A 20,097-nucleotide genomic window follows, 5' to 3' on the forward strand; every position below is an offset into this window, starting at 1 on the left:
TTCAGGGGACAGCCATAAAAAAGACGAGCATCCACTTGAGGAATGCTCGTCCTGATTTCACGTCGTCGAATTGTCGGTCGCTTAACCGCGATGCTTGCTCAGCAGTTCGGCAATCTGAACCGCGTTCGTGGCGGCTCCCTTGCGGAGGTTGTCGCTCACGCACCAGAACGAAAGACCGTTCGGGTTCGAGATGTCCTTCCGAATTCGCCCGACGAAGACTTCATCGGAGCCGTCGCTGTTGCTGGGCATCGGGTATTGCCCGTTGTCCAGATCGTCGACGACGGTGATGCCCGGGAACTTCTCGAAGGCTTCGCGAGCCTGTTCCGGACTGATCGGCGTTTCGGTTTCGACGGTGATGCTTTCGCTGTGACAATTCCAGACCGGAATTCGCACGCAGGTCGGATTCACCTGAATGTTGGGGTCGCCGAGGATCTTACGGGTCTCGTAAACCATCTTCATTTCTTCGCTCGTGTAGCCATCGACCTTGTGGCTGCCGATCTGCGGGATCGCGTTGAAGGCGATCGGATGAGCGAAGACCTTGTACTGGTAGTCATCTCCCTGCAGGCGGGCCTGGCTGCCGTGAATCAGATCTTCGGTGCCAACGAGGCCGGCTCCGCTGGTCGCCTGATAGGTGCTGACGATCACGCGACGAATCGGCGAGATGTCGTACAGCGGCTTCATGGCGAGCACCATCTGCGTGGTCGAGCAGTTCGGGCTGGCGATGATGCCTTTGGCGTTGATGGCGGCTTCCGGATTGATCTCCGGGACGACGAGGGCAACTTCGTCCTTCATCCGCCAGTAGCCGGACTCATCGATGACGGTGGCTCCCGCCTTCACAGCAGCCGGCAGGTATTTGGCGGCGACGTCGTCAGGCGTGGAGGCGATGACCAGATCGATGCCTTCGAAGGCGTCTTCGGTCAGTTCCTGCAGTGTGTAGGCTTTGTTCTTGAACGTAATTTCGGTGCCGGCAGAACGGGCGCTCGACAGGAATCGAAACTCCTTCGCCTCAAAGTTACGCTCTTCGAGCAGTTCGAGAATGATTCGGCCCACGGCGCCGGAAGCTCCGACGACTGCAACAGTATTAAACACGCTAATCCTCCGATGGTCGGATCACCGCCTGCGCGCTGGGTGCCTCCGACCGGTTTGCGAACACTTGCTTTCGACCGCGATGCCCTTGCGGGCTCTGATTCAATGTCTGTCTGCAGCCAGTTACGGCGTCTGCGACAGTAACGTTTTCTGAATCAAATTCCGGCAACATGCCAGTTTTCCGGAGATCGTCCCTCGGCCCGGTTCGCATAAGTTCTGCGAGGGAAGTTCCGGAAACACCTTCAGACCTGACCGTTCCATTTCGGCCTGACTGCTCTGAGAAATCTTCAAGTGGGGCGAGTCACCATCGAACCGATGGACTCGAACTCACGCACCTGAACGTCTCCACGAGGATCGAGACGTCTCTCAGTATCGTCTCCGGATACCGAGAAATACCTGGCTGATCTGGCTGGGATCTTCAACAAGGTCGGAGTTGCTCGACCACGCGAGCTTGATCCGAGATTCTCCCCGTTCCCCTGTGTCTGAAGGTGGGGTGTATTGTGACAAAATCGTCCGGGGGATCAATCGTGAACACTTTGCTCCGCAGCGAATTGACGGTTTTTGCGGACATGCGACGCACGGCCACCAGTCACGCTGAGTTGACACTCGCTCAGAACGGCGTACCTTGGGAGCGTTCCCATCGAACTCCATTTATAGGCTCCTCTCTACGAAAGTGAAGTGCACGTCGATGGCAAAGCCGGGCGATCCCTCCGAAACGTGGTACTCGGGAATCACCCGATATCAGTGGTTTGTCCTCTTCATCGCTTCGCTGGGATGGATCTTCGATGTCTTCGAAGGTCAGATCTTCGTCGCCAGTATGCAGGAGGCGATGCCCTCTCTGGTGCCTCCAGGAACCGACAGCGGCACCATCAGCTACTACAACTATCTCGCAAATGGCGCCTTTCTTCTGGGCGGCTCGCTCGGCGGGATCATGTTCGGAATGCTCAGCGACCGGATCGGCCGTAAGAAGACGATGGGGCTCACGATTCTCTTCTACTCGATGTTTACCTGCCTGTCGGCTTTCGCCCAGGAGTGGTGGCATCTGGTGGGACTGCGATTTCTGGTCGCCATGGGCGTCGGCGGCGAATGGGCCGTCGCCAGCAGCATGGTGGCCGAAGTCTTCCCCCGAAAAGCCCGGGCCCATGTTGGTTCGATTTTCCACGGTTCCAGCGTTTTCGGAACCTTTCTGGCGATCGCAGCCGGGACATTTCTAATTGGCAATGCGGCGATCCATGCGTGGGCGGCGAGCCCGGACATGGCGTGGATTGGCGAATATATCGACCCGACGACCTTGCCCTGGCGACTCGGATTTCTGCTCGGCGTCCTCCCGGCCATTCTGATTATCTGGATTCGTCTGAGTCTGAAAGAACCCGAAGGCTGGCAGGAAGCCCGGGAACGGGCACGGACTTCGGAAGAGCCGGGACAGCAGATGGGGCGGCTGTCCGATCTGTTCAGCAGCAGCTATCTGAAAGTGACATTGATTGGCGTCACCCTGGCCGCTTCCGCCATGGCGACGTTCTGGGGCGTTCACATTTACGGCAAGAACCTGTTGCTGGCTCAGGCGCGAGAAGATGTCCTGGCCCGAGCGAAAGCGGATACAGATGACGCGGAATCGATGTCGGACGAAGAACTGCTCGCTCCCCACAAGCCGGAGCTGAAACGCTGGGAGATGCTCAGCATGCTGCTCAACACCCTCGGCGGCGGCATCGGCCTGGTGGCGTTTGGACCGATCAGCCAGCGAATCGGCCGCCGCGGTGCCTTTCTGCTTTACTATCTGGGCGGGTTCGCCTGCGGTCTGATTCTGTTCGGAGTCCTGTACTCTCATGGCTCGCTTTTGGTGAATCTTATGTTCCTGCCGATCTTCGGCTTCATGACGCTCGGCGTGCACGCCGGGTTCGCGGTCTACTTCCCGGAACTGTATCCAACGCGCATGCGGGGCACCGGAACCGGATTCTGCTTCAACGCCGGCCGCCTCGTCGCCTGCCCCGTACTGCTGGTCGTGGGACTGATGCAGGACACCTACACGTGGTTCACGCTACCGGTTGCCGCCTGCGCAATGAGCACCCTGTTTCTTGTTGGAGCGATCACACTCATCGTCGCCCCGGAAACCCGCGGCCGCGAACTGCCGGAATAGAACGCCGGATTGTCGTTGTTTGGGATGTGAGTCGTAATGGGTGCCATGCCCACGCTCGCGTGGGCATGCATTGGGCGCTCCCTGGCAGCAGCGGCATCCTGCCGCCGAAGGGACGCTCCACACCTCATCGACGTCTGAAATGGATGACGCGTGCGAACGCCAGATCACATGTGACGCTCTTTCCCGCAGCGACGCACATCGGCGGCAAGATGCCGCCGCTACGATTGGCTCCCCTAAAATGGTGAGGGGATTAGCAGCAGCGGCTGCTCGAATAGTACCAGCTTGCCTTGAGCTCCGATGTTCCGTGTGAAGAAGAGCAGAAACACGTAGAACCCGCACACGGCGAGCGAGACGAGGCTCCAGAGCCAACGCCACAGTCGATGCGGCTCTTTCGTTCGCGTTGTCGACCAGTAACAGACCCAGCCGAGAAAGATACGGGCGGGGTAAATGGCCGCGATGAAGACGATCGTCATCATCCACAGTGCGTCCTGCGGCGGCGCGACGATCTTGAACAGATACAGCACGAGGCTGAGTGCATAACCGACAAGCAACGCCAGTGTCCACAGCAGTGGAGCCCTGCGAAACAGCAGGCGAGCCTCGGACAGTCGCCGATACGCGGAGAACTTCTCCTCTCGGGCATACCCGGCCTGAAGAATCGGAGCCCAGCTGCACACCAGCGCCAGCAGCACCCCGCCCAACAGAGTGACCAGAATCTGCGGCCCCTGAGGAGCATTCGCAGAGGCGTACAGTGCGGTCGGCAGCAGCGTCCACATCAGCACACCAGCCGCCCCGAGCAACCCTAACATGACGTTTCGACGGATCTCCAGATCACGCACGAACTCGCCAACCACGGCTGATCGGGCTTCCAGAAACTCTCCCGATCGACCCTCTCGATAAAGCACTCGCAGATTTCGCCGTGGTCGAAAGAACCGCAGACCTCCCTGTCCGACACACAGCGCAGCGGACAGATGAACAAAGGCGGCAATTGCAACGACCGTCGTCAGAATCTGCAGAAAGACGGTCGAACCAGATGTCGGATCGACGAGGGCCATGTCACTCGCGAATCCGCCCAGGTAGCGCAGCGGAAGAATGATCACGGCGATTCCGAGCAGCGTCCCGCCGAGTTGGCGAGCTCGTCCGAGCAGGGGAAATGCTGACGAAAACTTGCCCGTGCGGGCGATGTTCCCTTCCGCCTGAATCAGATACCCGAGCGCCCAGAGATTAAGAACCGGTACGGCTGCGACAACGGCCAGCAGGACGACCAGCGAAACGAAACTGAAGACGGCGACGAGCACTCGTCTGGCGAGTTTCAGTCCGCCGCGGATCCCCCCGACGAGACGAGTGGACAACGAACGCCGTCGTGGAACGATGAACACCTCGGCGGCCGCGTCCTCAGAAAGGACCGGTTCTCCGATTGTTTCATCAGTCACGACTGCCGGGGGAGAATTCGCCATCGCTTCAACCAGGGGCCAGAAATTGCGGATATTGTTCAGGAAGCTGTCCTGCTGCGTAGTATTACTCTTTCCGATCGGGTTCGGTTTTGTGAAATCATGAAACCGGAACCGTTTCGAAACAGGTAATAATGAAGCTATCCCTCATGGAAACGTTCTTCACTCCGGTGGAGCGGAAATGTTCAAACGACTGAAAATCTATGGACCTGCACTCGTCCTGCTCATCGGGCTGGGCGCGCTGGTTTGGACCACCGCGTTCCCGACTGTGGAAGCGCGGATTGCCGATGACGCGCCGAGGGAGATTCACCAGCCGCATCGAGATGTGATTGAACAGGTCAACAGCTGGTACGAACAGTCCTGGCAGTCCCAGGGGTTCGTGCGAGCGAAGTTTGCCGATGACCTGACGATTCTTCGACGACTTTCCCTGGCCTTGCACGGCACGGTGCCTTCGCTCGAAGAGATCCGCCGGTTCGAAGCCGATCGACGACCGCAGCGACTGGCTCTCTGGTGTCAGGAGATGCTGGCCGATTCCCGGTACGGAGATTACTTCGCCGAGAGGCTGACCCGGGCCTTCGTCGGCACTCAGCAACAGCCATTCCTGGTCTTCCGTCGGGATCGCTTTAAGAACTGGATCGCCGAACAGATTCAGGACAATCGTCCTTACAATGAAGTGATTCGCGAGATCATCGGTAAAGAAGGACTCTGGACCGGCGACCCGGCGACAAACTTCGTCACGCATGCGGTGAACGACGGGGACATCGACGAGAACAAGCTGGCGGGAAAGACCGTCCGCGCTGTCCTCGGACAACGAATCGACTGCGCTCAGTGTCACGACCACCCCTTTGCGGACTGGAAACAGCAGCAGTTCGAACAGCTCGCCGCCTTCTACGGACAGACCCGAATCTCCCCCTTTGGTGTTACAGATGATCCGAAAGCGGTCTATGAGATTGAGGACACGCGGACGCTCGAAGATCGACAAGTCAGCCCGGCCGTGCCGTTCAATCCCGAATGGAAGCCGGAGAGCGGAACCCGTCGCGAACAGCTCGCCGCGTGGTGCACAAGTCCCGACAACCGGCGGTTCGCCCGCGCAGCAGTGAATCGCATCTGGGCACAGATGTTCGGCAAAGCCTGGTCGGAAGGAGCACCGTATTATGCCCGGATCGACGATCTCCCCGACCCGGAACCGGACGTCGAAGTCGATCCCATTCCCCTCGACATGCTGGCCGATGCCTTCGTGGAATCGGGGTTCAATGTAGCCGAAATGGTCCAGACGATTGCGGCCCTCGATGTCTTCCGGCTGTCATCGGCGACGGACGTTCCCGACGACGAGTTGAAAGAGCATGTCGACCACTGGGCGGTGTTTCCGCTGGTTCGCCTCCGCCCCGAACAGATCGTCGGTTCGATGATGCAGGCGACTTCGATCAAGACACTCGACCAGAATTCTCATCTGCTCACGCGGACGCTGCGGCTTATTAATGAGAACGACTTTCTCAACGAATACGGCGACCTCGGAGCCGACGAATTCGAGGAGCGTTCGGGAACCGTCCCTCAGGCTCTGCTCCGCATGAACGGCAGGCTGTTCGGCGACTCGATCAAACCGAATCCGCTCAACGCCACGCCACGGATCGCGATCGCGGCTGGCTCCCCGGAAGTTCTTCTCGAAACATGCTTCCTCACGTGTCTCACTCGGCGGCCCAGCGGCGCCGAAGCGCAGTACTTCCTGAACGAATGGACTGAGCAAAACAATCAGAAGTCGGGCGGGCAGGCTTACGATCTCTACTGGATCTTGATCAACTCGCCGGAATTCTCCTGGAACCACTGATTCTTACGGAACCGACCGATGAAATACTTTTCTCAGCCAGCCGGACTCGGCCACGACGGACTTCAACGCCGCGAGCTGCTTTCGCTCTCTGCCGGACTCGGGTTGTCGTTCGTTCTGCCGGGGCTGCCGGGACGAGCCGCGGAAAAACGGGGCAGCGAACGGGCCACGTCCTTGATCACACTGTGGATGCATGGCGGTCCAAGTCAGCTGGAGACCTGGGATCCTCATCCCGGTACGGCGATCGGTGGCCCGACACAAGCCATCGAGACCACCATTCCCGGCACGCAGATCGCTGCTCACTTGCCGCTGATGGCGGAGCAGTTGCAGCATCTCTCCGTCATTCGCTCGCTCGTCAGCAAAGAAGGCGATCACGAACGCGGAACCTACTTCGTAAAGACCGGCTACCGGCCCGACCCAACCGTTCGGCATCCGGCCATCGGAGCACTCGTGCCGTACGAACTGAAGAGTTCCTCGCTCGAGATTCCGGCCTACGTCTCTCTGGGCGAAGGACAATGGCCCGGTCGCGGAGGCTATCTCGGCGATGAGTACGACGCCTTCCGCATCTTCGATCCGGGGCAGGGGCTGCACAATATGCGTCCACGTGTCGGAGATCGTCGGCAGGACAGTCGGATCGAAGGGCTGTCGATGCTGTCTCAGTCGTTCCGGAGAGGCCGGGGGCAGCTGGCGGACAGAACGATGCACCAGCGAACCGTCGAACAGGCGCTGACGATGATGAACTCCGACCAGCTCAAGGCTTTCGAGATTGAAGAGGAGAGTGAGACCACTCGCAAGCAGTACGGCGACACTCGCTTTGGTCGCGGCTGCCTTGTCGCCCGGCGGCTCATTGAAACGGGAGTCCGTTCGGTGGAAGTCTCGCTGAGCGGATTCGATTCGCACGCCAACAACTTCGAAGCCCATCAGAACCGGGCCGCGGAACTTGATCCGGCCTTCGCGGCGCTCATCCAGGACCTGCGAGCACGGGATTTATACGACTCGACCATCGTCCTCTGCATCGGGGAGTTCGGACGCACGCCGCGAATCAATCCGCTCGATGGTCGCGATCACTGGCCGACCGGCTTCAGTACGGTCGTTGGCGGCGGGGGTTTGCGTTCCGGCGTCGTGATTGGCGAAACCGATCCGACGGGCGAGAATAAGGATCCCGCAGACCCGATCAAGGTTCAGGATCTGTACGCCACGATTCTCAGTCAACTGTCGATCGATCCCGACAAGGAACTGATGACGCCCATCGGCCGTCCGCTGTTTCTCTGTGAAGGAACGCCGCTGCCTCAACTCTTGCGGAGTTAGAGACGGAACACCGCCCCAGTCACGCGGCGTTACGGCGGTAGTCTTCGGCGAGACAGACCATCGCTTCGACCAGCAGTTGATCGGCCCGCTGCAGGATATGTCGCGAACTCCGGTTTCCAGTTCCGGTCAGAAGCGACTCCACCGCTCGAAGATGCACCGACAGCAGCTGCCCGGGCGAAGCCAATGTGGACCGAAACTCGGCGATCGCGTCCTTCAACTCCTGTTGACTACTTCGCAGACCGTCGAGGATCACCGTTTTCAACAGCTGATCGTAGCGTGGCTGGAACTGACTGAGTTCCGGCGTATCGGCTGGGGGAATTCCGAGGCTGGAGATCGGCGGTCTTTCTGGCCGTCCCGGTTCGGGGTGAACAATCTCATGCAATAGCCGATGCTGCTGCGACAGGATTAGCTCGGCTTCTTCGCGGTCTCGCTCTCTGCGAATGCGGAGCTCATTGCGGATGGCTCCAAGCTCCTGCTGCAGTGTTTGAGTGCGAATCGCCTGCTCGATTCGCAACCCGATCTCCGCTCCGAACCAGCCATTGCGGTCGATCGACAGGCACGCCTGATGACGTCGACAGATCGGTAACCAGTGCCCGACCTCCAGCTCTCCCGTCACGACGATAGCCGGCTGTAACTGCATTTCTTCCAGAGCGTGCAGTCCGCGTTCAATGTCGGCCGCTTGTGCCCGATCGGCTGAGATAACGAGGCAATTCCAGGCTTCCGTCCGCAGAAAGGGAAACGCTTCCGAGAATGTGGCGACCCACTGAGCTTCCGCCAATTGCAAGCCGCACGTCTCCAACTGCTGGAGGAGATGGCCCCAGTCCGGGCAGCTCGCGCCCACGGTCAGCACGTTGACGGGAACGGGATTCGATTCAGTTCGGACAGCCATGACTTCGGCAGACGTAGCGGAAGGATTGCAGTAAATGCGGTGGCTTAATCGATTTGCGACGGCCGGTCAATATGACTCCCGCATCTGATGTTGCCAAAAAGCAACAGACTCCTCCATTCGATGAGGCACCTACGATCTGCCTCCCCGTTCGAAAGTTCGCCGGCCAGATTGGATTGAGGGCTTCAACCACCCCTCCTCCCTCTTACCTTGATCGTCGACTCGTTGCCGACATTCCAGCCAGGCGGAAACACTGATCATGACCATCGCTTCGAACGCGAAGAATTCAAAAGCCCGAATTGGGACGTCGAGTGCCGTTGATCCAGTTGCTCCTGTTGTCTCCATCATCGTTCCGACGTTCCGGGAAGCCGAGAACCTGCCCGTTCTGATCCCGCAGGTCGCCGGCGCGCTCGAAAACTCTGGAATCACCTTCGAGATTCTGATTGTCGACGACAACAGTCCCGACGGGACGCCCGCGGTTTGTGATAAATTGGCCGAATCTTGGCCGGTGCGGCTGCTCGTGCGTACAACCGAACGTGGGCTTTCGAGTGCGGTCATCCACGGCATGCGGCACGCCACCGGTGATGTTCTGCTTGTCATGGATGCCGATCTGTCGCATCCGCCTGAGAAAGTCCCCGAACTGGTCGCCGCTATCCTCGAACAACAGGGCGACTTTGTCATCGGCAGCCGTTACGTCGTCGGAGGAACAACAGGCGACGACTGGAGCCTGTTCCGCTGGATCAATTCCCAGGTCGCCACCTGGCTCTCTCGCGGACTCACCAGCGCCAGGGATCCGATGGCCGGTTTCTTCGCGCTGCGACGCACGAGCTTCGAGAGCGCTGAAGCACTCAACCCGATTGGATATAAAATCGGGCTCGAACTGATGGTGAAGTGCGGTTGCCGCCACGTGAGTGAAGTGCCGATTCACTTCCGCGATCGCCTGCACGGCGAAAGCAAGCTCTCCTTGAAGGAACAGCTCAATTACATCCGTCATCTCGGGCGGCTTTACAAGTTTCAGCTCGGAAAGTGGTTCACGCCCCTCGCGTTTGCCGTTGTCGGGGCTTCCGGAGTGATTGTCGACCTTGCTTTGCTGACACTGTTGATGCTCTGGGTTCAGTTTCCCCTGGCTCGAGCCGGCGCCATTGCCGGGGCCATGACGTGGAACTTCGCGGGCAATCGCTGGCTCACGTTCTCGGACCGCCGTGGTGAATCGGCCTGGAAGCAGTATTTGAAGTTCTGCCTTTCCTGCTCGCTGGGAGCGCTGATTTCCTGGGGCGTTTCGACGGCCGTCTGGAACTACGCGGCTTCCGTAGTCCACTCTCCGATGGTCGCCGCGGTCGCAGGGATTCTGAGTGGATTCGCGTTGAATTATCTGCTGAGCAACCACTTCGCGTTCCGGCAGAATGAAACCGTCGTCGACTCCCCTGCGGTTGAGTCGGCGGAACTAACCGCTCAGGAAGCGCCAGCCGCTTTCGGCTCGAAGGTCGCCACGACGATTGGCGCGTTGTCGGTCCTGGTGATGGCCTGCGTTCTCTCCGGCTGGAGTCTGAACCGTCAACAAATTGACGGACCCGATCAGGCTCACAATGTGATGACGAGCATTTTCTTTCACGATATGGCCCAAGATCTCCCGTCGAATCCCGTCGGTTACGCCTTTGAATATCAGCGTCAGTATCCGGCTCTGGGGCTGACATTCTGGCCGCCTCTGTTTCATGCGACAGCCGGCACGATCATGCTCATAACCGGTCCGGACCTGTTTGCTGTCCGACTGACCATGGTTCTGTTCACGGCTCTGTTCGCGATCGCAATGTTCGCCAGCGTGCGTCGTGGAAACTCACTTCTATCGGCGGTGCTGGCAGTCGGCCTGGCGCTTTCGACAGCGGTGATGTTCGATCTGACGAACACGACCATGCTGGAAGTCCCTTCGATGGCCATGGCTTTTCTGGCCCTCTGGCTCTACCGGAATGTTACGACGCGTGGTAGTTGGACACACTGGACGCAGGCGGTGCTGGCCGGAGCGCTGTGTGCGGCGATCGCCTACACCAAACAGCCGGCCGTTTTCGTGCTGGCCGCAATGGGAATCGATCTGCTCGTCAGCCATCGATCTCTCCTCAAAGAGGCCCGAACCTGGATCGCTGCCGCAACGACCGTCGTTCTTATGTTGCCGCTGGCCGCGTTCACACTGAAGTACGGACGCGTCAACATCGCCCAGTCGATCGGAATTCAGGGCAACATCTATGTCGACCATCATCGTGTCGCCGACCGCTGGAGTCTGGAAGGCTGGACGTACTATCTCGAACTGATTCCGACACAGTTTGCCCTTCCCGTTCTTTTCTGTGCGGCTGCCGGAACGCTGCTGATCTTGAGCAGTCGCGATCGCCTCAAGCAGAACGGGCTGTGGCTCTGGTGCATCGTCTGCTGGTATCTGATGTTCTCGTACTTCGACAACAAACAAATTCGCTTCGTGGCCTACGCCACTCCGTTTCTGGCGATTCTGGCGACGACGTTCGCGAGCTGGTTGTCGACGAACATTCGTCTGGCTGGACTGGCCGCCATGATTGTTCTGGCCGGACTGGGAATCAACTCGGCTCGACTCAACGCGATGAACGCCCCACGCGGCTATGATGAGATGAAGCCTCTGCTGATGTCCTGCTCCGAAGAGAATGAACCGGGGAACCTCGGCTGCTTTGGCGAAGATCACCACCTCTTTACCGCTCAGCTCCGCCTGCTGGATTCCAGGCGGCAACGCTTCAATGTTCGAGGCGACGATGCACTGCGGGAATCGGACCAGTCGCTCGTCGCAGCCGCACGTGATTACCAGATTCGCTGGTTGATCATTCAGCCGGAATCCGAACCGGGACAGTCCGCCCTCGCGCAGATTCATACGCACCCGGGACTGTTCACGCCACTGTCCGATGAAATTGTTATGGACAATGGAGAGAAGTCGTTCGCGGTCCAGATGTTCCGTTTCAACGGCGAGCTTGCAACCGAGATGAAGTCGATCGCGCTGAAGAGCCAGATGCTGGGAATCGCCGCCGACTGACCTCTGACAAATTCGCTACGGCATCGGCGCGAACAGCGGACCGTTTTCGGGTGATCCTTCAAACGTTCGCGGCGGCACGCTGTTATCCGGGACGGGTGTCAGCGAGTTAGGGATCGGCGTGACCGGCTGATTCGACGGGACGGGCGATTGCAGCGGCACTGCCGTGTCAGCCAGAACGAAGCTCGCAATCAACCAGCCGTTGCCCGAGTTCAACTCGGCGGCGCGGAACGCCTTTCCGGGGAACTTCTCCTGCGGCAGCGGAATTGTCCGCGGCAGATGCATCGGTTGCAGCTGAGCTTTGAGTTGCGATGCGATCGCACTTTGAGTCAACCCCGGCGGCTCGGGGTTCCCCTCTTTGTCCTCTTCAAAGACATCCACACCGACAGTCCGGAAGACAATGTGACTGTCGTCGAAGCTCGCGGAGATTTTCAGATGGATCTGCTGAATCTCAGTACCAGGAAGGTTTCCCGCCTGAAACGTCCCTCTCAACTGCAGCGACAGATGATCTTCCTCAAACAGCGCGACCAGCGGGGCCGTTTCGGCAAAGCGAAAATCGATTGGCACCGGGAACTGCTGCTGACTGGAGACATCCTCGTCGGTGTAGGCGCTCAGAAAACGGTCGACGATCGCCTTCAGATTATTCAGCGAGATGACCCGCCCGGCCAGAGAACGTTTCGCGGCAATCGTCGCAAACAGACTTTCGTGCAGATGCACTTCGAGATCGCTTTGTGATGTCGACGGCGCGGGGACGATGTTCGGATCGACTGACTGCGACAGATCCGGCAAGGGAACCGCGACGTTGAAAGGAATCATCTTCTCGGTGAGTCGGTAATCCCAGTAAAGACGATCGGCTGAGGAAAAGGCCGACTTCTGCTGAGGCGCGACGTTCCAGTCTTCGAGCCGGGCCCAGAGATCGTTCTGTAGCGAGCGATCGGCTTCGGAAAGCTGGCGGTCAAACTCGCTGTCGAGTTGCGGCTGCAACTTATCAAGCATTCGCTGCCCGGCAATCATGTTCGATTGAGGCGTCCGGGCGACGGCAGCGTTGTAGGCAATGCGGTCGGCGAGACGTCCGAAGATCGGCAGCCGGCCCTGCGGAGTGCGCGCATTCATCACCCGCTGATTGGGCATAACCTGAATCACGGCCTTCTGGGTGAGAATCTTTTCGCCATCGAGAAGGACAGGCTTCGTGGCCGTGAAGACCGAATTGCCCTGCTGCAGAACCTCCGCCTGCGCGGTCCGGGCGGTGATCGTCGACTCGACGTGACCATTGACGATGAAGAGGAACTTCGCCCCCTCCTGACTCGGCTGGCAATCGATATCGACCCGGGTCTGGGTTGTCTGGAGGCCATCGATAACCGCTCCCGGGACAACTTCCTGCACGGGCGAGCTGTTCACATCCTGCCGGGCAAGAAGCGTTTTCAAAGCCTGCTCAGAGAATTCGAAATGCACTTCGCCCTGATAGGCGGCACGATAATCGACGGGAGGCTCGGCAGCCGGAGGAACAAACGAATTTGGCGGCGGTGGACCCGGCACGGCTGCCCCGGGTGGCCCCATGGGAGGATAGGGACGCTGCGGCCGTGGAATCGGAAACTGACCCCAGAGGCGAATCGGTGCGACCAGCGTGACGACCAGGACCAGGAGCAATGTGCTCCCTTGAAAACGTGTGAGTCTGAGATTCGGGCAGCACACGATCATGATTCCTTCCGGTCGGTGCACGAACGTAATGAGCAGTTTTACAGTATCGGCGGCCTTGCCGATGGATTCTCTCATCCGACTGCTGTCTGTCTCGGCTGTTACAGGCCGTTCCCTCAATTTTTAGTAACTGTTCCCGATGAAAGGCTTGTACAAATCGCGGGACGACTCTATCCTCTCGGTTTCTTCTGCGGGACGTAAGTTTAGCTCCGCTCCCAATTGCGTCGAGCCCAATTTCTCCTGCGAAGCCGGTGATATTGTCCCCAGCGATTGCCGGAACGGAGTGACCAGCAGGTCGTGCAACAACGAGGAGAGTCCTTGTTGATCGCCGGGTAGACACACAGATTTTCACAGCAGATTTTTATCTCACAAAGTCGAACAGCAATGTCAGATGATCCCAAATTGGCAGCTCAGCGTCGCGAATCGCTGGGCAGTAGTGCGACCAAAAAACTTCGTCGCGAAGGTCTGATCCCAGGCAATATCTACGGTCACAAGGAAGAAACGATCGCGTTTGCTGTCTCTTCTGACACCTTGAACCCGATTATTGCCTCCGGCCACAAAGTGGTCGACTTTTCCCTGAATGGCAAGGAAGAGAAGGCCATTATTAAGGACGTTCAGTGGGACACCTTCTCCCAGTTCGTTCAGCACTTCGATCTGCTTCGCGTCGACGCCAACGAACGCGTCAGCACTGAAGTCGAGATCGTGGTTCGCGGTATCGCTCCAGGTGTCCTGGCCGGCGGCATCCTCGAACAGACTCACCACTACCTGCCGATCGAATGCCCCGTCATTCGTCTGCCGGAACAGATTATCATCCGCGTGACCGATCTCAAACTCGGTCAGGCCGTGCACGTCAGCGATCTCGATCTTCCGAAAGACTGTTCAACGACTCTTCCGGGTGAAGAAGTTGTTGTTCACATCGTCGAACCGCGGAAAGCCCCGGTCACAGACGAAGAAACCGAAGGCTCAGCTGAGCCGGAAGTTGTCGGAGCCGACAAGGACGCCGACGAAGAGTAATCATCGCCGTTCTTCACTTTTTCGAAGATGGCTCGCCCGGCAGCGTGATCTGATCGACCTCGCCGCAGGAATTCCTCCCGGGAACTCCCTTGCGGCGATTCGAGTTTACCGGCGAGCGTTCAGATCCTCCGAGCACCGGTTATGAAAGCAGTCGTTGGCCTTGGAAATCCCGGACGCCGGTATCAGGGAACACGACATAACATCGGTTTCCTGGTCCTGGATGAACTGGCACGGCGTCACGCCGCCAGCCCGTCGTCCTTGCGACACGACTCGGAGATCAAAGAGATTTTCCTGGGAGGCGAGAAAATCGTTCTCGCTGCCCCGCAGACATATATGAACTTGAGCGGATCGGCAGTCGCCAGCCTGGTGAACTTTCACAAGTTGCCCCTGGAAGACCTGCTGGTCATCTCAGACGACCTGAATCTGCCTCCTGGACAACTTCGCCTCCGGGCTTCCGGTTCCAGTGGCGGGCAGAAAGGTCTCAAAGACATCGCCCTGCGACTCGGGACGGAGGATTTTGCCCGACTGCGTTTTGGCATCGGGCGTCCGAGTGGTCCGATGGACATCTCGGCATACGTCCTGCAGAAGTTCAGCGGAGATGAAGACGACATCATTCAGGAAGCGATCCAGCGAGCAGCCGATGGCGTGGAACTCTGGATTCAATCCGGAGCGGTGGAAGCCATGAATCGCGTTAATCAGAAGGCGTAACGCCCGAGGTCAGGATTCTGGTAGGTCCGAAGATTGATTCTACAGCGAATTTCGCTAACCTAACGTTTTGCGAACGCCGCAAACGAATAACGATTTGATCAGGGCCGAGCTGGTAACAGACTTCGCATCGGTTGTGAATAAGGTCCCCGAGGGGACGTGGACAAGTGGAGTCCCTCAGGGGACAAGGAAACGATTGGGGAGAGACACGTTGGCACTGCGCAGTTATGAAATCATGTTTCTGCTGGACAGCGGAAAATACGCAACGGATCCAGATGGCGTAACTGCCGAGATTCACGGGATGCTCGAGAAAATCGGAGCAGAAATCGTGACGGCTCGTCCCTGGATGGATGGCAAACTGGCTTACCCGATCGAAGGGCACCGCAAAGGTCTGCACTATCTGACCTACGTCAAAGCCGACTCGAACGAAGTGCCGAAGTTGCAGCGTATGTGTCGCCTGAGCAACGTCGTGCTCCGCTACATGTGCATCGTTCCGCCTGAACAGCTGTTCGAGCCGATGTCTCACGCTCTGCTTGACGAGCACGCCAGCCACGGCCATTCCGAAGAGGGAGAAGGCGGCAGCGAAGAGGGCGAGAAGAACGAAAAAAGCGAGAAGAGCGAAGAGAACAAATCAGAAGAAGCCGCAAACGCCTGATCTGTTCCTGCTGCTCATTGAAGACCGGATCGGCCCGTCGAACAGACGCTTTGCCACGAGGCACTCGCGTTTCTCACGGGCAACGTACGGAGAACCAGGAGCTCAACCATGGCCAGCTTTAACCGGGTCATCCTTGTCGGAAACCTCACACGCGATCCACAGGTGCGTTACACCACCGGTGGAACGGCCGTCAGTGAGATTGGATTGGCCGTCAACCGTCAATGGTTTGACAAACAGTCGAACCAGAAGCGGGAAGAGACCACCTTCGTCGACGTCACACTTTGGGGACGCCAGGCGGAAGTGGCCGGCGAATATCTGTCCAAGGGACGCCCCGTGCTGATCGAAGGACGACTCCAGCTCGATCAGTGGGAAGACAAACAGTCGGGTGAGAAGCGCAGCAAACTTCGCGTTGTCGGTGAGACAATGCAGCTGCTGGGCGGACGTGGTGAAGGCGGCGGTGGTGGTGCAGGTGGCGGCGGACGTCCCGCGGGATCTCAGCGATCTCAAGGGGGCGGAAGCTCGGCTCACTCGTCTCGCGACGATGACATGCCCCCTTCTCCAGTCGACTCCTTTTACGACAGTGGCCCCGAAGACGACGTTCCGTTCTAAAGAACGGCCGAAAAACGACGACGGGAACCGAAGAGACAACAATTTTCGCTGCGTGTTTGCCGATTTCAGGGAAGAACTCAGGAAGACGCGACCAGGCAGATCTATCGATACTTTTACAATCCAGACGTTCAAGGTGTGATTATGCGTCAAGTCAAACGTAGACCAGTTTATTCGCCACGCACCCGAGGTGCGGTCGAATTGCTGCTGGCAGAAAACGTTCCCTCTCTGGGTGAGCAGGGCGAAATCGTTCGCGTGAAGCCGGGTTACGCTCGCAACTACCTGCTGCCTCACGGACTGGCCACGATCGCCACCGATGAAAACAAGAAGGCTGTTGAAGAGCACCGTGCTCGCCTCCAGGAAGTCGAGAAGCAGCGTAAGGGCGGTGCCCGCAAGCTGGCCGAATCGGTCTCCAAGTACTCGGTGACCCTGGAAGCGAATGCCAACGAAGAAGGCCACCTGTACGGCTCCATTCTGGGTGCCGACATCAGCAAGGCCCTGATCGCCGCTGGTTATCCGGTTGAGCCGGAACACATTCGCCTCGACGGTCCGCTCAAGGAACTGGGCATGTACACCGTTAAGCTGCAGCTGCACCCCGAAGTCAGCTCAGACGTCAAAGTCTGGGTGGTGCCCGTCAGCAGCCGAAAGTAAGCATCGACTGTTTGCCGCGGCACGTCGCCTGAACTGACGATGCCCGGACCAGTCGCAGAGAATCCGGGGTGTCGACTCTCTCAGGGATCGACATCCCTTTTTTACGCCCTCAGCGAATACCGAATCCGTTTTCGGACCTCGGCCAACACCGGGGTTGCTGAGTGCCGAAGTCGCCTCGACTTGCAGGAGCGTCCATGTCGACCGACACAAAACAGAATGCGATGCAGAGCCTGACCAGCATGCGTCCTCCCAGCAATGTGGATGCTGAGAACAGTGTTCTCGGCTGCCTGATGCTGGTGAATGATACCGTCGATCAGGTGCTCGGCATCCTGCATGTCGACCAGTTCTACGACGATCAGAACCGCCGGATCTTCGGTACGATCACCGAGATGTACGAGCGGGGTGACCGCGGCATCGATGCGGTCACGCTCGCCAACGAGCTGAGCAAACGCGGTTCTCTCGATTCGGCCGGCGGTGTCGCCAAGTTGCTCGAAATCATGGAGACGGTGCCCCACGCCGCCCATGCCGAGTACTACGCGAAAATTGTTCGGGAAAAGTGGCTCCAGAGGCAGCTCATTTACACCTGCAATGAGATCCTGAAGGAAGCTCACCACTCGCCGGACGATATCAACGATATTCTCTCCCGCTCCGAGCAGAAGATCTTCCAGATCGCCGAGCAGCAGGAATCGCTCAGTCGGATCGACATGCGATCGATCCTCATGGAAACCTGGGACCGCATCAACAGCCGCCGTGACCAGGAAGGAACCGTTAGTGGACTTCACTCCGGCTTCCTCGGACTCAATGAACTGACAAGCGGCTATCAGCCTTCGGAACTCATTATTCTTGCCGCCCGCCCTTCCATGGGAAAAACGGCGTTTGTCTGTAACTCGACCCTGGCCGTTTCCGGCATCGCCAAGAGTGGGGTCCTGCTCTTCAGTCTCGAACAGTCGAAAGCGGAGCTTGCCGAACGTCTGCTCTGTATCCACGCCCGCGTCGATGGTCACAAGGTTCGTCAGGGTAATCTCGACGAGATGGATCACCATGCCCTGCTGGAAGCATCGACCGAACTGAGCCAGTTCCCGATTTACATCGACGACGCCCCCGGACGAACCATGTCCCAAATCGCGGCGGTTTCACGTCGTATGAAGCGCCAGCACGATATCGGCATCGTGATCATCGACTACCTGCAGCTCATCGAAGCCGAGGACAAGAATCAGCCTCGTGAACAGCAGATTTCGTCGATCACCCGGCGACTGAAGTTCCTGGCCAAGGACCTCGATATTCCGGTGATCGCTCTGGCCCAGTTGAACCGAGGCGTGGAACAGCGGGAAGACAAACGACCGCGACTGGCCGACCTGCGAGAATCGGGGGCCATTGAACAGGATGCCGACGTCGTAATGTTCCTGCATCGTCCGGAAGCCTACGATCCGGAGGACCGCCCGGGCGAGGCGTTCGTGATTGTCGCCAAGAACCGAAGTGGTCCGATTGGTGACGCCCACCTGACCTGGGTGAAACAGCAATTGCGATTCGCCGATTACAGTCCATTGTCTCAGCCCGAAGGGGGATGGGTCGATGACGGCTTCTGATTCCCCATCGGACAAAGCCATGCCGGAAGAACGATTCGCCAGTCTCGACAGCCGGGCCGCGATGGTAACCGGCTCGTCATCGGGCATCGGTCGAGCCATCGCGCTGGAACTCGCCGCCGGCGGAGCCGACGTGATTGTCCATTACAACAGCAACCGCGATGGAGCCGAGGAAACGGCCAGGCAAATCCGCGATTGCGGACGAAGAGCGGTTCTGTTGCAGGCCGATCTCAGCAATGAAGCCGCCGCCGGGACACTCGTCGAGGATGCCTTCACGGCTTTTCCTCAGCTCGACATCTGGATCAACAATGCCGGCGTCGATCTGCTGACTGGCGAAGCTCGTGACTGGCCCTACGAGACCAAACTGCAGCGTCTTTTCGAAATCGACGTGCGGGGCACGGTTCTGCTTTCAAAATCGGCCGGCAAGCGGTTCATGGAATCGAAGCGAGGCACGATCATCAACATTGGCTGGGATCAGGCCGAACGGGGCATGGAAGGCGATAGCGGTGAACTGTTCGCCACGGCCAAGAACGCCATTATGGGCTTTTCCCGCTCCCTGGCTCTTTCGCTTGCTCCGGATGTTCGCGTGAACTGCGTCGCCCCGGGATGGATTCGCACCGCGTGGGGGGAAGGCGCCGGCAATACGTGGCAGGAGCGGGTTCTTCGAGAAACGCCGCTCAAACGCTGGGGGACTCCTGAAGATATCGCCCACTGCGTGCGGTTTCTGGTGTCCGTTGAGGCGAACTATCTGACCGGGCAGGTGTTCTACGTTAATGGCGGGGCCGAACGCTGACCCGGCCCGCGGAACGCAGCCTGAATTACCCGGCCGCCGGAACGACCGGGTTGTGCGTCGATGCTCGTACAGCTAAGGAATGACGCTTACGGCAGGATACGTTTTTCGAGAATTCTCTGGTGCATCTCATACCGTTTCTGCATCCGCTCGATGGAGTACATGCGGATCAGCCGACCTTTGTAGAGCAGCCGATTCTGCTCGTCGCGGGAAATTTCGTCACCCACTTCCCGCATGGCCATTCCGGCGTACAGCTGGGCAAAGGTGATTGGATCGACGCCATTCCCCTGCTCCAGATCTTCGATGGCGTCGCCGCCGCCGGTGAGAATCAGGAACGGATTCATTGGGACAGCTGCCGGATTGTAGCGTCCTTCGAGTCGCAGCGTTTCCATGGCCTGGGTGAGAGCTTCTGAGGCCATCTGGATCTGCTGGACGGTTTCGTTCGCCAGCGGGATCGCCTGATTTTGCTCGTCTTCATTGGTGGACGGAGGCTGAGCCGCGGTGTGCGACGGCTGCAAAATGTCCGAAGTTCCCAGGAAATATCCGATTCCGACCAGTGCCAGGGAACAGACGAGCCGCTGAACCATTGATTGAGACATCACGCGCATCACCAGACACCTTAACTCAGAAGTTGCAAAGCAGACTGCATACAAAGATCATGCACCGTGCACATA

The 20,097-nt window shown here is 58.5% G+C and carries 16 protein-coding genes; 11 read left to right on the plus strand and 5 right to left on the minus strand.

Annotation, left to right across the window (positions count from 1 at the left end):
- Nucleotides 1-81 precede the first annotated feature (81 nt).
- On the minus strand, nt 82-1,089 hold the full coding sequence (locus tag L1A08_RS02945; protein WP_238754030.1) for an aspartate-semialdehyde dehydrogenase: 1,008 nt from the start codon (nt 1,087-1,089) through the stop codon (nt 82-84).
- A 685-nt stretch (nt 1,090-1,774) separates the two neighbouring features.
- On the opposite strand from L1A08_RS02945, the gene L1A08_RS02950 reads away from it, so the two are divergent.
- Nucleotides 1,775-3,220, plus strand: a complete 1,446-nt coding sequence (locus L1A08_RS02950) for an MFS transporter (RefSeq protein ID WP_238754033.1) — start codon at nt 1,775-1,777, stop codon at nt 3,218-3,220.
- A gap of 233 nt (nt 3,221-3,453) precedes the next feature.
- Here L1A08_RS02950 and L1A08_RS02955 read toward each other — a convergent pair whose 3' ends face one another.
- Nucleotides 3,454-4,674: a hypothetical protein gene (locus L1A08_RS02955; protein ID WP_238754035.1), complete on the minus strand. Its 1,221-nt coding sequence runs from the start codon at nt 4,672-4,674 to the stop codon at nt 3,454-3,456.
- 175 nt (nt 4,675-4,849) lie between these two features.
- Here L1A08_RS02955 and L1A08_RS02960 point away from each other — a divergent pair, with 175 nt between their 5' ends.
- Both L1A08_RS02960 and L1A08_RS02965 read left to right on the plus strand, forming a co-directional pair.
- Nucleotides 4,850-6,493, plus strand: a complete 1,644-nt coding sequence (locus L1A08_RS02960; protein WP_238754037.1) for a DUF1549 domain-containing protein — start codon at nt 4,850-4,852, stop codon at nt 6,491-6,493.
- 18 nt (nt 6,494-6,511) lie between these two features.
- Nucleotides 6,512-7,798: a DUF1501 domain-containing protein gene (locus tag L1A08_RS02965; RefSeq protein ID WP_238754040.1), complete on the plus strand. Its 1,287-nt coding sequence runs from the start codon at nt 6,512-6,514 to the stop codon at nt 7,796-7,798.
- A gap of 19 nt (nt 7,799-7,817) precedes the next feature.
- On the opposite strand, the gene L1A08_RS02970 is transcribed toward L1A08_RS02965, so the two are convergent.
- Nucleotides 7,818-8,687, minus strand: coding sequence for a hypothetical protein (locus L1A08_RS02970; protein WP_238754042.1), 870 nt, complete (start codon nt 8,685-8,687; stop codon nt 7,818-7,820).
- A 256-nt stretch (nt 8,688-8,943) separates the two neighbouring features.
- On the opposite strand from L1A08_RS02970, the gene L1A08_RS02975 reads away from it, so the two are divergent.
- A complete protein-coding gene (locus tag L1A08_RS02975; RefSeq protein ID WP_238754043.1) occupies nt 8,944-11,727 on the plus strand; it encodes a glycosyltransferase in 2,784 nt (927 codons plus the stop codon).
- Between the two features lie 15 nt (nt 11,728-11,742).
- Here the strand turns inward: L1A08_RS02975 and L1A08_RS02980 are convergent, their stop codons facing one another.
- Complete coding sequence (locus L1A08_RS02980) at nt 11,743-13,497, minus strand: hypothetical protein (protein WP_238754045.1); 1,755 nt, start codon at nt 13,495-13,497, stop codon at nt 11,743-11,745.
- A 306-nt stretch (nt 13,498-13,803) separates the two neighbouring features.
- Between L1A08_RS02980 and L1A08_RS02985 the strand changes: the two genes are divergently transcribed.
- The 7 genes from L1A08_RS02985 (at nt 13,804) to L1A08_RS03015 (ending at nt 19,426) form a co-directional block, all read left to right on the plus strand.
- Nucleotides 13,804-14,433 carry a 50S ribosomal protein L25 gene (locus L1A08_RS02985; RefSeq protein ID WP_238754047.1) on the plus strand — a complete coding sequence of 210 codons (630 nt, stop codon included), beginning with the start codon at nt 13,804-13,806 and terminating at the stop codon, nt 14,431-14,433.
- A gap of 141 nt (nt 14,434-14,574) precedes the next feature.
- Nucleotides 14,575-15,141, plus strand: coding sequence for an aminoacyl-tRNA hydrolase (pth, locus tag L1A08_RS02990; protein WP_238754049.1), 567 nt, complete (start codon nt 14,575-14,577; stop codon nt 15,139-15,141).
- Nucleotides 15,142-15,349: 208 nt separating this feature from the next.
- On the plus strand, nt 15,350-15,793 hold the full coding sequence (gene rpsF, locus L1A08_RS02995; protein ID WP_238754051.1) for a 30S ribosomal protein S6: 444 nt from the start codon (nt 15,350-15,352) through the stop codon (nt 15,791-15,793).
- Nucleotides 15,794-15,901: 108 nt separating this feature from the next.
- A complete protein-coding gene (gene ssb, locus L1A08_RS03000) occupies nt 15,902-16,402 on the plus strand; it encodes a single-stranded DNA-binding protein (protein WP_238754054.1) in 501 nt (166 codons plus the stop codon).
- Between the two features lie 141 nt (nt 16,403-16,543).
- On the plus strand, nt 16,544-17,050 hold the full coding sequence (gene rplI, locus L1A08_RS03005) for a 50S ribosomal protein L9 (RefSeq protein ID WP_238754056.1): 507 nt from the start codon (nt 16,544-16,546) through the stop codon (nt 17,048-17,050).
- Nucleotides 17,051-17,244: 194 nt separating this feature from the next.
- On the plus strand, nt 17,245-18,636 hold the full coding sequence (dnaB, locus tag L1A08_RS03010; RefSeq protein ID WP_238754058.1) for a replicative DNA helicase: 1,392 nt from the start codon (nt 17,245-17,247) through the stop codon (nt 18,634-18,636).
- Nucleotides 18,623-19,426, plus strand: a complete 804-nt coding sequence (locus tag L1A08_RS03015) for an SDR family NAD(P)-dependent oxidoreductase (protein WP_238754060.1) — start codon at nt 18,623-18,625, stop codon at nt 19,424-19,426. Before dnaB ends, L1A08_RS03015 begins: the two co-directional genes overlap by 14 nt.
- 86 nt (nt 19,427-19,512) lie before the next feature.
- On the opposite strand, the gene L1A08_RS03020 is transcribed toward L1A08_RS03015, so the two are convergent.
- Complete coding sequence (locus L1A08_RS03020; RefSeq protein ID WP_238754062.1) at nt 19,513-20,022, minus strand: hypothetical protein; 510 nt, start codon at nt 20,020-20,022, stop codon at nt 19,513-19,515.
- Nucleotides 20,023-20,097 lie beyond the last annotated feature (75 nt).

The sequence above is a fragment of the Rubinisphaera margarita genome (assembly GCF_022267515.1).
Classification (GTDB): Bacteria; Planctomycetota; Planctomycetia; order Planctomycetales; family Planctomycetaceae; genus Rubinisphaera; species Rubinisphaera margarita.

Excerpts from the sequence above, each read along its gene's own strand:
- L1A08_RS02950 (WP_238754033.1), top strand. The coding sequence starts at position 1,775 with ATGGCAAAGCCGGGCGATCCCTCCGAAACGTGGTACTCGGGAATCACC.
- L1A08_RS02955 (WP_238754035.1), bottom strand. The coding sequence starts at position 4,674 with ATGGCGAATTCTCCCCCGGCAGTCGTGACTGATGAAACAATCGGAGAA.
- L1A08_RS02960 (WP_238754037.1), top strand. The coding sequence starts at position 4,850 with ATGTTCAAACGACTGAAAATCTATGGACCTGCACTCGTCCTGCTCATC.
- L1A08_RS02965 (WP_238754040.1), top strand. The coding sequence starts at position 6,512 with ATGAAATACTTTTCTCAGCCAGCCGGACTCGGCCACGACGGACTTCAA.
- L1A08_RS02970 (WP_238754042.1), bottom strand. The coding sequence starts at position 8,687 with ATGGCTGTCCGAACTGAATCGAATCCCGTTCCCGTCAACGTGCTGACC.
- L1A08_RS02975 (WP_238754043.1), top strand. The coding sequence starts at position 8,944 with ATGACCATCGCTTCGAACGCGAAGAATTCAAAAGCCCGAATTGGGACG.
- L1A08_RS02980 (WP_238754045.1), bottom strand. The coding sequence starts at position 13,497 with ATGAGAGAATCCATCGGCAAGGCCGCCGATACTGTAAAACTGCTCATT.
- L1A08_RS02985 (WP_238754047.1), top strand. The coding sequence starts at position 13,804 with ATGTCAGATGATCCCAAATTGGCAGCTCAGCGTCGCGAATCGCTGGGC.
- pth (WP_238754049.1), top strand. The coding sequence starts at position 14,575 with ATGAAAGCAGTCGTTGGCCTTGGAAATCCCGGACGCCGGTATCAGGGA.
- ssb (WP_238754054.1), top strand. The coding sequence starts at position 15,902 with ATGGCCAGCTTTAACCGGGTCATCCTTGTCGGAAACCTCACACGCGAT.
- rplI (WP_238754056.1), top strand. The coding sequence starts at position 16,544 with ATGCGTCAAGTCAAACGTAGACCAGTTTATTCGCCACGCACCCGAGGT.
- dnaB (WP_238754058.1), top strand. The coding sequence starts at position 17,245 with ATGTCGACCGACACAAAACAGAATGCGATGCAGAGCCTGACCAGCATG.
- L1A08_RS03015 (WP_238754060.1), top strand. The coding sequence starts at position 18,623 with ATGACGGCTTCTGATTCCCCATCGGACAAAGCCATGCCGGAAGAACGA.
- L1A08_RS03020 (WP_238754062.1), bottom strand. The coding sequence starts at position 20,022 with ATGTCTCAATCAATGGTTCAGCGGCTCGTCTGTTCCCTGGCACTGGTC.